The organism is Aquabacterium sp. (genome assembly GCF_036279655.1).
In the GTDB taxonomy this organism is placed as follows: Bacteria; Pseudomonadota; Gammaproteobacteria; order Burkholderiales; family Burkholderiaceae_C; genus Aquabacterium.
Genome location: NZ_DASUIT010000051.1, coordinates 1 through 15,537, shown reverse-complemented (window position 1 = coordinate 15,537; position 15,537 = coordinate 1). Strand labels below are relative to the sequence as shown.

Genomic DNA, 15,537 nt, shown 5'->3' with positions numbered 1-15,537 from the left:
GGCAGTGCCCCACGCATAGCCTCTGAACAGATCGAATTTTCCCCTCCGGGAATCGGGTAGTTGCCACATCGTGAAGTGCAAGCTCGGGCCAGGAGGACCACAAGGGGTTAATAAATGGCTTCTCTGATTCCTCTGCTGACCACGGCCCAGGTTGCGGCTCTGTCCACCCAAACGATCGCCAACCTGACCACGGCAGACTGGGCCTTGTTTAATTCAGCTCAGATCGTGGCCCTGACCACGGCTCAGATCCAGGCCATTGAAACCGCCGACCTCAAAGGCGTGTCCACCGCATCCATGGCGGTGTTCACGACCGACCAGATCGCGGCCTTCACCTCGACGCAATTCGGCGCGCTGTCGACCACGCAGATTGGCGTGATGAACACGGCGCAAACGGCCGCCCTGGAGACGACCGATCTTCAGATCTTTACCAGCGCTCAGATGCGTGCGCTCAGCACCGCGGCCGTCGCGGCACTGGACACCCAGCAGATCGCCGCCCTCACCTCCAGCCAGCTGTCCACCCTGGCCACCACGCAGGTTGCGGCACTGAACACCAATCAGATTGGCGCCATTGAAACCTCGGATCTGGCGGCCATGTTGTCCACCCAGATCGCAGCGTTCAACACCAACCAGATCCGCGCCCTGACCACGCAACAGATGTCGGCGCTGAGCTCGACATCCATCCGCGCCTTCAACACCGCCGACGTGGCCGCCCTGACCACCGATCAAGTGGTGGCGATGAGCACGCTGCAGATCTCTGCGCTTGACACCAACCAGGTCAGCACCCTGAACACGGCCCAGGTTGCCGCCATCGACACCAGCGCCATCAGCGCCATGAGCACGACCAGTGTTCGTGCGCTCAACACGGCCGCCGTCGCCGCCCTGACCACCGAGCAGATCGCCGGGCTGAGCAGCGCCCAGGTGGTGGCCCTGAGCACCACGCAGGTGGGCGCGCTCAACACCAATCAGATCGGCGCCATCGAGACCGCCGACCTGGCCGTGATGAACACCGCCCAGGTGGCCACGCTCAACACCAACCAGATTGCCGCACTCAACACGAGCCAGATCGCAGCCATGAACACGGCTGACGTGCGTGCGCTGACCAGCACCACGGTAGCCGGCCTGACCACCGATCAAATCGTGGCACTGACCAGTGCGCAACTGGTGGCCATGAGCACCACGCAGATCGGTGCGCTCAACACCAACCAGCTCGCCAACATGGAAACGGGCGATCTGGCTGCGCTGAGCACCGCCGCTGTCGCCGCGTTCAACACCGCGGCTGTGCGTGCGTTGACCACAGATCAGATCGTCGCCATGACCTCGGCCCAACTGGCCGCGCTCAATACCAACCAGATAGGCGCCCTGACCACCGACCAGGCCAATGCCATTGAAACGGCTGACCTGCGCGCCATGACCACCGTGCAGATTGGCGCCTTCAACACAGCACAAGTTGCGGCGCTGGGCACCGACGATGTTCAAGCGCTGACCACCTCACAGGCGCGTGCACTGAACACCGCTTCTGTCGCAGCCCTGACGACCGACCAGGTCGTCGCATTGAACTCGGCACAGATCGGCGCCATGAGCACCAGCCAGGTCGGCGGGCTCAACACGGCTCAGGTTGCCGCCATCGAGACCAGCGACCTCGCCGGACTGAACACCGCGGACATCCGCGCCATGAGCACCGCCGCGATCGCTGCCATGACCACCGACCAGGTGTCGACCCTCACCACCACGCAAATCGCCGCGCTGGGCACCAACCAGTCGTCCGTGCTGAACACGAACGACATCGTCGCGCTGAGCTCGGCCCAGATTGGTGCGCTCAATACGGCCCAGATTGGCTCGTTCAACACCAGCCAGGTTGTGGCCATCGAGACAAGTGATCTGGCCGGCTTCAACACCACCGCCATCAAGTCGCTGTCCACCGCTGCCATTGCCGCACTGACGACCGACCAGATCGTGGCGCTGAACTCCGCGCAGTTCGGCGCACTGTCCACCACACAGGTTGGCGCGCTCAACACCGCGCAGATCGCCTCTGTCGAAACCAGCGACCTGATCGCCTTCAACACGGCCAACATCAAGTCGCTGAGCACGGCCGCTATCGCCGCACTGACCACCGATCAGGCCGCTGCGCTGACCACCGTTCAAGTTGGCGCGCTGGGCACCAACCAGGTTGCCGTGCTGGACACCAACCAGATCGTGGCCCTGAGCTCGGCTCAAGTCGCCGCTCTGGGGTCTGCCCAGGCCGCCGCCCTGAACACGGCGCAAGTTGCCGCCATCGAAACCACTGACCTGGCCGGCCTTTCCACCGCCAGCACCCGTGCTCTGAGCACCGCCGCCATCGCAGCGCTGACCACCGACCAGATCGTTGCCCTGACCTCGGCCCAGATCGCCTCGCTGGGCACCACGCAGTTTGGCGCGCTCACCACCACGCAGATTGGCGCGATCGAAACGAACGACATCAGCGCCATCAACACGGCAGACATCCGTGCGCTGACATCCTCTGCAGTGGGTGCCATGAACACCCTGCAGATTGCCACGCTGAGCACCACACAGATCGCTGCGCTGGGTACCTCGCAGATCGCGGCCATGACCACCGATCAGGTCGTGGCACTCACGTCGACCCAACTGGGCATGCTCAACACGGCCAGCATCGCCACGCTGAACACGGCGCAGGTCGCGGCCATCGAAACCACGGACATCTCGGCCATCAACACAGCCGGTGTACGCGCACTGAGCACCGCTGCCGTTGCAGCCCTGACCACCGACCAGATTGCGGCCATGAGCACCGCCCAGGTCACCGCACTCAGCACCAACCAGGTCCAGGCACTGAACACCAACCAGGTTCAGGCGCTGGAAACAACTGACATCCGAGCACTCAACACCGCGCAGATTGGCACCCTCAATACGGCCCAGCTGGCCAGCCTGACGACCGCCCAGATCGGCGCTTTCAACAGCGCCGAGATCCGCGCCATCGCCAGCACATCGATTTCCGCGCTGACGACAGACCAGATCGCTGCGCTGGATTCCAGCCAGATCGCCGCTCTGGCCACCACGCAAGTAGGAGCGCTGAACACGGCCCAGGTTGCCGCCATTGAGACCGGCGACCTGGCTGGCCTGAACACCGCCTCGGTGCGCGCCCTGACCACCGCTGGCGTCGCCAATCTGACAACCGACCAGATCGCAGCCCTGAACTCCTCGCAAGTGGGAGCGCTCACCAGCACACAGTCTGCCGTGCTGACCACTGACCAGGTTGTCGCACTGAACACGGCGCATGCCGCTGCGCTCAACAGCACCCAGGTTGCGGCCCTCAACACGGCGCAGGTCGCCGCATTGGAGACATCCGACCTGCTGGTGATGAGCACGGCAGCGATCCGCGCCATGACCACGGCTGCGGTCGCAGCCATGAGCACGGACCAGATCGCCGCCATGACCTCCGCGCAAGTGATCGCGCTGACCACCAGCCAGATTGCCGGCCTCAACACCAACCAGATTGGCGCCATCGAGACGTCGGATCTGGCGGTCCTGACCACGGCTCAGGTGGCCGTTCTCAACACGGCCCAGGCTGCTGCACTGACCACTGCACAGATCGGCGCACTCAACACCGCCGATGTGCGCGCCATCAACACAAGCGATACCGCTGCATTGACCAGCGACCAGGTCGCGGCCATGACATCGGCCCAGATCGGCGTCTTGAGCACTGCCCAGATCGGCGTACTCAACACCAACCAGGCATCGGCCATTGAAACCACCGACCTGGCCGGCCTGAACACCTCGGCCGTGCGCGCCTTCACCACGGCTGCCATCAACGCGCTGACCACCGATCAGATCGCCAACCTGAACACCGCCCAGGTTAATTCGCTGAGCACCACACAGGTCGCCGCACTCAACACCAACCAGATCGGCGCCATCGAGACGTCTGATCTGGCGGCCATGAGCACGGCTCAGGTAGCGGCATTCAACACGGCTCAAACCGTTGCACTGAGCACCGCACAGATCGGTGCGCTCAACACCGCCGACATGCGTGCGCTCAACACGGCCAATACGGCAGCGTTGACCACCGATCAGGTCGTGGCCCTGAACTCGAACCAGGTTTCGGTCCTGAGCAGCACCCAGTTCGCCGCCTTTACCACCGCCCAGATCAACGCGATGGAGACGACCGATACGGCCGTCATCAGCTCGACTCAGCTGGCAGCCTTCAACACCGCGCAGGCCGCGGCGCTGACCACCGACCAGATCGGTGTCATCACCACGACTGCCCTGCGTTCGCTCAACACGAACGACACCGCCGCGTTGACCACCGACCAGATCGTGGCACTGAGCTCCAGCCAGATTGGGTCGCTGACCACAGGACAGATTGGCGCGCTCAATACCAAACAGGTTGAGGCAATCGAGACGACGGATATCGTTGCGCTGAACACGGCTGCCATCCGCGCGCTGAACACCGCTTCAGTGGCCGCCCTGACCACCGATCAGATCGTGGCAATGACCTCCACGCAGATCGCGGCCTTGAGCACAACGCAGATCGCCGCGATGACGACCAACCAGGTCGCTGCCATCGAGACCACGGACATCGCCGCCATGACGACCGCCCAGGTCGCCGTGCTGAACACGGCCCACGCCGTCGTGCTGAACACCCTGCAAGTCGGCTCCCTGACGACCGCCGACATGCGCGCCCTCACCACAGCCGATGTCGCCGTGTTGACCAGCGATCAGATTGCCTCGCTCAGCTCGGCACAGGTCGCAGCCCTGAGCTCCACGCAAGTGGCCGTCCTGAACACCAGTCAGGCTGCTTCCATCGAAACGGGTGATCTGGCTGGTCTGAACAGCGCCGCCATCCGCGCCTTCACCACAGCAGCGATCAATGCACTGACAACCGACCAGATTGCTGCGCTGAACACCGCCCAGGTCAACGCATTGGGTACCTCGCAGATCGCCGCGCTGAACACCAACCAGATCGGCGCCATCGAGACCAGCGACCTGGCTGCGATGAACACCGCCCAGATCGCGGCGCTGAACACGGCCCAGACTGTGGCCATCACCACTGCCCAGATTGGTGCCCTGACCACGGCAGAAGTCCGCGCGCTCAACACGGCCGATACCGCCGCGCTGACCAGCGACCAGATCGCCAACATGAGCTCGGCCCAGATCGGTGCCCTGAGCACCGTCCAGATCGGCGTGCTCAACACCAACCAGGCATCGGCCATCGAAACCACCGACCTGGCTGGCCTGAACACCGCTGCGGTGCGTGCCTTCACCACCGCCGCCATCAACGCCCTGACCACCGATCAGATCGCCAACCTGAACACCGCCCAGGTCAATGCCCTGAGCACCACGCAGGTTGCCGCGCTCAACACCAACCAGATCGGCGCCATCGAAACCTCTGATGTAGCGGCGATGAGCACAGCTCAGGTCACAACGTTCAACACAGCTCAGACTGTGGCCTTGAGCACTGCCCAGATCGGCGCGCTCAGCACAGCTCACGTCCGCGTGCTCAACACGGCTGACACCGCCGCGTTGACCACCGATCAGGTCGTGGCCCTGAACTCCAACCAGGTCGCCGCACTGAGCAGCACCCAGTTCGCCGCCTTCACTACCGCCCAGATCAACGCGATGGAGACGACCGATACGGCCGTCATCAGTTCGACCCAACTGGCGGCATTCAACACCGCCCAGACCGCCGCGCTGACCACCGACCAGATCGGTGTCATCACCACGACTGCCCTGCGTGCGCTCAACACGAACGACACGGCCGCGCTGACCACCGATCAGATGGTCGCGCTGAACTCCAACCAGGTTGGCGTGCTGACCACCGCCCAGATCGGCGCACTGAGCACGAAGCAAGTTGCCGTGATCGAAACGGGTGACCTGGCTGCGCTCAACACCGCAGCGGTGCGTGCACTGACCACCGCCGCCGTCGCTGCCCTGACCACCGACCAGGTCGTGGCCCTGAACTCCGCCCAGATCGGCGCGCTGAGCACCGCTCAGTTCTCCGCCTTCAACACGGCGCAGGTCAATGCCATCGAGACCTCCGATCTGGCTGGTTTGACCACCGCCCAGGTTGCTGTGCTCAACACGGCCTCCACTCAGGCACTGTCTACCGCGCAGGTGGCGGTACTCAGCACCGCCCATGTGCGCGCCCTCAACACGGCCGATACCGCCGCGCTGACCAGCGACCAGATCGCCAACATGAGCTCGGCCCAGATCGGTGCCCTGAGCACCGCCCAGATCGGCGTGCTCAACACCAACCAGGCCGCCGCGATTGAAACCACCGACCTGGCTGGCCTGAACACCGCTGCGGTGCGTGCCTTCACCACCGCCGCCATCAACGCACTGACCACCGATCAGATCGCCAACCTGAACACCGCCCAGGTCAATGCCCTGAGCACCACGCAGGTTGCCGCGCTCAACACCAACCAGATCGGCGCCATCGAAACGACGGACGTGGCCGCACTGAGCACGGCACAAGTGGCCGTCTTCAATACGGCACAGACGGTCGCCTTGAATACCAACCAGATCGGCGCACTCACCACCGCCGCCATCCGGGCGCTCAGCACGACCGACACGGCCGCCTTGACCACCGATCAGGTCGTGGCCCTGAACTCCGCCCAGATCGGCGCACTGAGCACTGCCCAGATCGGCGTGCTCAACACGGCGCAGACTGCTGCGATTGAAACCAGCGATCTGGTCGGACTGAACACCGCCTCGATCCGCGCCTTCACCACGGCCGCCGTCAATGCGCTGACCACCGACCAGATCACCGCCCTGAACACGGCCCAGGCAAACGCCCTGGGCACCACCCAGGTGGCGGCGCTCAACACCAACCAGATCGGCGCCATCGAGACCACCGATCTGGCTGCCATGAACACGGCACAGATCGCCACGTTCAACACGGCACAGACTGTCGCACTGAGCACCAACCAGGTCGCCGTGCTGACCACCGCCCATGTCCGCGCACTGAACACGGCCGACACCGCCGCGCTGACCACCGATCAGATTGCCGCGCTGAACTCCGCGCACATCAGCGCCCTCAGCACGGTTCAGATCGGTGTGCTCAACACGGCCCAGGCCGCCGCGATCGAAACCAGTGACCTGGTCGGCCTGAGCACCGCATCGATCCGCGCCTTCACCACAGCCGCTGCCGCAGCGCTGACCACGGATCAGGTCGTCAACCTGAACACCGCCCAGGTCAACGCCTTCGGCACCAGCCAGGTGAGCGTGCTGACCACTGCCCAGATCAACGCCATGGAGACGACCGACATCGCCGCCATGAACACGGCTCAGTTCAGCGTCTTCACGACGGCACAGACCGTGGCCATCAGCACCGCCCAACTGGGTGCACTGGGCACCTCGGCTGTCAGGGCATTCAACACGGCTGACACGGCGGCCTTGACCACCGACCAGATCGTGGCCCTGAACTCCGCCCAGATCGCGGCGCTGACCACCACGCAGATCGGCGTGCTGACAACCAACCAGGTTGCGGCCATCGAGACCAGCGATCTGGCCGGCTTCAACACGGCGGCGATCCGCGCCTTGACCACCGCCGGTGTGGCCGCGCTGACGACCGAAGAGATCGTCGCGCTCAACACCAGCCAGGCCGCGGCCTTCACCACCACGCAGATTGCAGCGCTGAACACCAACCAGATCGCCGCGTTCGAAACCACCGACCTGCGTGCCATGACCACGGCTGAAATCCAGACCTTCAACACGGCCCATATCGCCGCGTTGAGCACGGAACACATCGTGGCTCTGAGCAGCGCCCAGTTCGTGGCCATGAACACCGCCGATATCGCCGCGCTGAACACGGCGCACATCGTGGCAATCGAGACCGCCGACCTGCGTGCCTTCACCACGGCGCAAATCGCGGCCCTGCACACGGATGTGATCGCGGCACTGGACACCTCGCACATCCAGGCGCTGACCACCGCCGATATCCGAGCCTTGAACACGGCCCAGTTCGCGGCCATCACCACCGACAGCATCGTGGCGATGACAACGGCGCAGTTCCACGAGTTCTCCACGGCACAGATCCAGGCCATGACCACGGATCAGATCGCCATCATGGAGACCACGGACATCGCAGCCTGGAGCGTCACGCAAGCGGTCGCACTGACATCGACACAAGTTGGTGCCATGAGCGCCTCGCAGCTTGACACCCTGATCAGCTCGACCCCGATCGTGCTGGACCTCAATGGCGATGGCGTGCAAACCGTTTCGGCCGCTCATGGCAACAGCTTTGACCTGAACGCCACCGGCAGCCACAACACCCACGGCTGGGTGTCGGCCACCGACGGCTTGCTGGTCATGGACCGCAACCACGACGGTCGCATCAATGACGGCACAGAACTGTTCGGTACCGCCACGAAGCTGGAGAACGGCCAACGTGCCGGCGATGGCTTCACGGCGATGAGGGCAGAAGACTCCAACCACGACGGCAAGCTGACGATCGCCGACACCCACTTCAAGGACCTCAAGGTCTGGGTGGATGCCAACAGCGACGGCGTCAGCGAAGCCGGCGAGATGGTCGATCTGCAGAGCCTGGGCATCATCGAGATCAACCTGACGTCTCAGACCGGCACGGAAGTCAACCACGGTAACGTGGTGGGCCTGGTGTCCAACTACAAGACGAGCGACGGCGCCACCCACGCCATGGCCGACGTCTGGTTCACCAAGTCGACGACGTCCACCGAGCACACGACCACGGACGCCAACACCACCACATCCGGACATTCGGACAGCGGCAGTGCGACGAACGCGGCGACGGCCACGACGGCTGTCGTCACCGGTGACGACAGCAAACATCTTTCTGTCAGCGCGAGCGATCTGCTGGCTGATCGCGGACACGACCTGCTTGCCGGTCAGCCGTCCGTCACGACCAAACCGGAAGTACAGGCAAGCCCGGCCGTGGAGAACCTTGACGTGCACCTCGTCAAGCTGGACCCCACTCAGCTGGTAGATGACAAGCAAAACAACCCTCTTATCTGAGGTTTGGCTACGCACGACTTCAGTAACGATCGTGCGTAGCCGATAAGTGCCACAACAGGATGAAGTTGATGCGCCTCTCGCACGCCCATTTGCTACTGCAGGGCTCGTCAGGCCATCAACTTTTCAGTCATTACATGCCAGAGCGCATTGGATTCAGAGGGATTGAACATGTCTTCACTCATTCCTAAGTTCACGACCACCCAGATTGCTGGGCTGTCCACTCAATCCATTGCGACCTTGTCCACGGACGACTGGGCGTCATTCAACACGGCACAGATTGCCGCCTTGACGACCGTCCAGATCCCAGCCATCCAGACCGCGGACTTCCGCTCGCTCACCACGGCAGCGTTCGCCGCGCTGGACACCAATCAGATCGGGGCGCTGACCTCCACCCAGGTCAGCGTACTGAGCACCACGCAGGCGGCCGTGATGACCACGGCGCAAGCGGCGGCCCTGGAGACCACAGACATCAGCAGCCTCTCGACGGCTGCTGTTCGCATTTTGACGACCGCTGCTGCGGCCGCCCTGACGAGCGACCAGATCCAGGCGCTGACCTCCACCCAGGTCTCGTCGCTGTCCACCGTGCAGGTTGCGGCACTGGGTACCAACCAGGTTGCCGCGCTGGAAACCAATGACATCCGCGCGATGTCCACGGCGCAGATCGCTGCGTTCAACACCGCCCATGCCGCGGCGCTGACCTCCAACCAGACTGCCGCGCTGACCACCGCCGAAATCAAGGCGCTCAACACAGCCAATGTGGCCGCGCTGGGCACGGACCAGATCGCCTCGCTGTCGTCCAACCACGCATTGGTGCTGGGCACCGATCAAGTGGCCGCACTGACCACCGCGCAAGTGGTGGCCCTCAACAGCGCCCAGACTGCCGTGCTGAGTTCTGCCCAGGTGGGTGCACTGAACACGGCCCAGGCCAGCGCCATGGAAACCGGCGACCTGGCAGCCGTCAGTACGACGGCCATCCGTGCCTTGAGCTCCAATGCCGCGGCCGCGCTGACAACCGACCAGATCGCCAACCTGAACTCCAACCAGCTGGCCGCGATGACCTCGAGCCAGTTCGGTGCGCTCAATACCGCGCAGGTTGCCGCCATCGAGACCAATGACGTTGCCGCCATCAACACGGTCAACGTCCGTGCGATGTCGACTGCCGGCATTGGCGCCCTGACCACCGATCAGGTTCAGGCGATGAACTCGAGCCAGATCGCGGCGCTGGGCTCCTCGCAGTTCGGCGCGCTCACCAGTGCCCAGGTAGCCGCGCTGCAAAGCGTGGATCTGGCCGCCGTGAACTCGGCCCAGATTGGCGCACTGAACACCTCGCAGGCCGCCGCCATCGAGACCACGGACATCAGCCAGATCTCGACGACGGCACTGCGTGCCTTCACCACCGCGGCCATCAACGCGATGGACACCGCACAGGTGAACGCCCTGACGTCCACACAAGTGGCCTCCCTGAGCTCTTCGCAGACATCGGCCATGACTTCGGCACAGGTCGCCGCGCTGGAAAGCACCGACCTGGCTGCGCTGAACTCGGCCCAGGTGGCCGGCTTCAACACCTCGCAAGCCGCCGCCATCGAAACCACCGACATCAGCGCCCTGAGCACCGCCAACGTGCGCGCACTGACGACGGCTGCCATCAATGCCCTGGGCACCGATCAGATCGCCGCCCTGACCACGGCACAGACATCCGTGCTCACGACCGCGCAGACGGCTGCCTTGAACTCGGCCCAGGTCGCCGCGCTGGAAAGCACCGATCTGGCCAACCTGAGCTCGGCCCAGGTGGCCGTGTTCAACACCTCGCAAGCCGCTGCCATCGAGACCGGTGACATTGGCGCGCTGAGCACCAACGCTGTCCGCGCCCTGAGCTCGGCTGCCATCGGCGCCCTGAGCACCGATCAGATCGAGAACCTGAGCTCCAACCAGATTGGCGCCCTCACCTCGGCCCAGACGGCTGCCCTGAACACCGCGCAAGCCGCCGCCATCCAGACCAGCGACATCGGCGCGATGAGCACCGCAGCTGTTCGCGCCCTGACCACCGCGGCCATCGCCGCACTGGGCACCGACCAGATCGCCGCCATGAACACGGCGCAGACCTCGGCACTCAGCAGCTCGCAAGCCCAGGCGCTGACCTCGTCCCAGGTTGCCGCGCTGGAAAGCACCGATCTGGCCGCCATGAACTCGGCCCAGATCGGCGCCCTGAACACCTCGCAAGCCGCCGCGATTGAAACCACCGACATCAGCGCGCTGAACTCCACGAACGTGCGCGCGCTGAGCACCGCTGCCGTCAACGCCCTGACGACCGATCAGATCGCCGCGCTGACCACGGCGCAGACCAGCGTGCTGACCACTGCCCAGGCTGCCGCCCTCAACACCGCCCAGGTGGCGGCGCTGGAAAGCACCGACCTGGCCAACCTGAACTCGGCTCAGGTGGCCGCGTTCAACACCGCCCAGGCTGCCGCCATCGAAACCGGTGACATCAGCGCGCTGAACACCACCAACATCCGCGCACTCAGCTCGGCTGCCATTGGCGCCCTGAGCACCGACCAGATCCTCAACCTGAACTCCAACCAGGTTGGCGCCTTGACCACCGCCCAGACTGCCGCACTGAACACGGCACAGGCTGCGGCCATCCAGACCTCGGACATCAGCGCCATGAGCACGGCTGCCGTGCGCGCCCTGACGACCGCTGCCGTGGCCGCCCTGGGCACCGATCAGGTCAATGCCATGACCACGGCACAGACCGCGGCGCTGAGCAGCTCGCAGGTTCAGGCCCTGACCTCCGCTCAGGTTGGCGCGCTGGAAAGCACCGATCTGGCTGCCATGAACTCGGCCCAGATCGCTGCACTGAATACCTCGCAAGCCGCTGCGATTGAAACCACCGACATCAGCGCACTCAACACGACCAACGTCCGTGCGCTCACCACCGCTGCCGTCAATGCCCTGACCACCGACCAGGTGGCCGCATTGACCTCGGCTCAGACCAGCGTGATGACGACCGCCCAGACGGACGCCCTGAACACCGCTCAGATCGCCGCGCTGGAAAGCACCGATCTGGCGGCCTTCAGCTCCGCCCAGGTCGCCGTGTTCAACAGCGCCCAGGTGGGTGCCATCGAGACCAGCGACATCAGTGCCCTGAGCACCAATGCCGTTCGTGCCCTGGCCACCGACGCCCTGGCTGGCCTGACCACCGATCAGGTCGTGGCCCTGAACTCCAACCAGATCGGCGCGCTGACCACGGCTCAATCGGCCGCGCTCAACACCGCCCAGGCCGCAGCGATCCAGACATCCGACATCAGTGCGATGAGCACAGCGGCTGTCCGCACCCTCACGACGGCCGCTGTGGCCGCCCTGGGTACCGACCAGGTCAACGCCATGAGCACCGCGCAGACGTCTGCGCTGAGCAGCTCGCAAGTTCAGGCCCTCACATCTGCCCAGGTCGCCGCGCTGGAAAGCACCGACCTGGCCGCCATGAACTCGGCCCAGATCGCCGCCTTGAACACCTCGCAGGCTGCTGCGATCGAGACCACGGACATCAGTGCGCTCAACACCACGAACATCCGTGCGCTGAACACGGCCGCCATCGCCGCCCTGGGCACCGACCAGATCGCTGCACTGAACACTGCGCAGACGTCGGCACTGACCACTGCGCAAACTGCCGCACTGACCACGGCCCAGATCGCCGCGCTGGAAAGCACCGATCTGGCCGCCTTCAATTCCGCCCAGGTGGCGGTCTTCAACAGCGCCCAGGTTGGCGCCATCGAGACCACCGACATCGGCGCCTTGAACACCAATGCCGTCCGTGCGCTGAGCACCGCCGGCATCCAGGGCCTGACCAGTGACCAGGTTGTGGCCCTGACCTCTGCCCAGGTGGGTGCCCTCACCAGCTCGCAGACTGGCGCCTTGAACACCAGCCAGGCCGCCGCCATCCAGACCAGCGACATCGATGCCATGAGCACCGCTGCCGTGCGTGCCCTGACCACCGCCGCTGTGGCGGCCCTGGACACCGACCAGGTCTCGGCGCTGAACACCGCGCAGACCAGCGCCCTGACCTCCAGCCAGGTTCAGTCGCTGACCACCGCCCAGGTCGCCGCGCTGCAAAGCACCGATCTGGCCGCCATGAACTCGGCCCAGGTTGGCGCACTGAACACGGCTCAGGCCGCCGCGATTGAAACCACCGACATCAGCGCCCTGAACTCGACCAATGTGCGTGCCCTGAGCACCGCTGCCGTCGCCGCACTGACCACCGACCAGATCGTCGCGCTGACCACCGCACAGACATCCGTGCTGACCACCAGCCAGGCCGCTGCGCTGACATCGGCCCAGGTCGCCGCACTGGAAAGCACCGACATGGCCGTGTTGACCTCGGCCCAGGTCGCCGTGCTCAACACCTCGCAAGCCTCCGCCATCGAGACGGGTGACATCGGCGCACTGACCACGCTGGACGTGCGCTCGCTGACCACCGCGGCCACTGCCGCCCTGACCAGCGACCAGATCGCCCACCTGACCTCCAACCAGGTTGGCGCGCTGAGCAGCTCGCAGACTGCTGCCCTGAACACGGCACAGGCTGCCGCGATCGAGACCACCGATATCAGTGCCATGAGCACCACCGCCGTCCGCGGCCTGAGTACGGCCGCTGTCGCCGCGCTCGGCACGGATCAGGTCGCAGCCATGACCACGGCTCAGACCTCGGCGCTGACCAGCTCGCAGGTTCAGGCGATGACGTCCGCGCAAATTGCTGCGCTGGAAAGCACCGACCTGGCTGCGATGAACTCGGCCCAGATCGCCGCGCTGAACACGTCTCAGGCTGCCGCGATCGAGACCACCGACATCAGCGCCCTGAACACGACCAATGTGCGCGCTCTGAGCACCGCTGCGGTCAACGCCCTGGGTACCGATCAGATCGCTGCCCTGACCACGGCACAGACTTCCGTTCTGACCACTGCCCAGACGGGTGCCCTCAACACGGCCCAGATCGCCGCGCTGGAAAGCACCGACCTGGCTGCCTTCAGCTCGGCTCAGGTCGCTGTCTTCAACAGTGCCCAGGTTGGCGCCATCGAGACCTCTGACATTGGCGCACTGAGCACCAATGCCGTCCGCGCCATCATGACCAGTTCGCTGGCCGGCCTGACCACCGACCAGGTTGTCAACCTGAACTCCAACCAGCTGGGCGCCCTGACCACGGCCCAATCCGCCGCGCTCAACACGGCTCAGGCCGCTGCGATTCAAACCACGGACATCAGCGCCATCAGCACGGCTGCGGTGCGCACCCTGACGACCGCTGCGGTGGCCGCCCTGGGTACGGATCAGATCGAGGCCATGTCGACAGCCCAAGTGGCCGCCCTGAGCAGCAACCAGGCTCAGGCCCTGACCTCGGCACAGGTGGCCGCACTGCAAAGCACCGACCTGGCTGCCATGAACTCGGCCCAGATCGCTGCCTTCAACACCTCACAAGCCGCTGCGATCGAGACCACGGACATCAGCGCCCTGAACTCGACCAATGTGCGCGCCCTGAGCACCGCTGCTGTCAACGCGCTGACGACCGACCAGATCGCCGCCCTGACCACAGCGCAGACTTCCGTCCTGACCACCGCCCAGACAGGTGCACTCAACACGGCCCAGATCGCCGCGCTGGAAAGCACCGACCTGGCTGCCTTCAGTTCCGCACAGGTCGCCGTGTTCAACAGCGCCCAGATTGGCGCCATCGAAACGGGTGACATCAGCGCGCTGAGCACGAATGCCGTGCGCGCCATCGTGACCAACTCGCTGGCCGGCCTGACCACCGATCAGGTGGTCGCGCTGACGTCCAACCAGATTGGCGCACTCACCAGCGCCCAGACGGCCGTGCTGAACACAGCCCAGCCTGGCGCCATCCAGACCACGGACATCAGTGCCATGAGCACCACGGCCGTGCGCGCCCTGACGACGGCCGCGGTGGCCGCCCTGGGTACCGATCAGATCAACGCGATGAACACCGCCCAGGTCGCTGCGCTGAGCAGCAACCAGGCGCAAGCCCTGACCTCGGCCCAGGTGGCCGCCCTGGAAAGCACCGACCTGGCTGCGATGAACTCGGCCCAGATCGCCGCGTTCAACACCTCACAGGCTGCCGCGATCGAGACCACCGACATCAGCGCCCTGAACTCGACCAACGTCCGCGCCCTGACCACGGCCGCCGTCAATGCCCTGACGACGGACCAGACCGCTGCCCTGACCACTGCTCAGACCAGCGTGCTGACCACCGCTCAGACGGACGCGCTGAATACCGCTCAGATCGCCGCGCTGGAGAGCACCGACCTGGCCGCCTTCAGCTCGGCACAAGTGGCGGTCTTCAACAGCGCCCAGTTGGGTGCCATCGAAACCGGTGACATCAGTGCACTGAGCACCAACGCCGTTCGCGCCCTGACTACCGACGCCCTGGCTGGCCTGACCACCGATCAGGTTGTCGCTCTGACCTCGGCTCAGATCGGCGCCCTGACCACGGCTCAGTCCGCCGCCCTGAACACGGCCCAGGCTGCCGCGATCCAGACATCCGACATCAGTGCCCTGAGCACG

2 protein-coding genes are annotated in these 15,537 nt (G+C 64.8%); both read left to right on the top strand.

What is annotated here, in order from left to right; translation table 11 throughout:
• Positions 1 to 114 precede the first annotated feature (114 nt).
• Complete coding sequence (locus tag VFW84_RS05580; protein WP_329679450.1) at positions 115 to 8,979, top strand: heme utilization protein; 8,865 nt, start codon at positions 115 to 117, stop codon at positions 8,977 to 8,979.
• 168 nt (positions 8,980 to 9,147) lie between these two features.
• Positions 9,148 to 15,537: heme utilization protein (locus tag VFW84_RS05575; RefSeq protein ID WP_329679449.1), on the top strand; the 6,390-nt coding region annotated here is incomplete at its 3' end.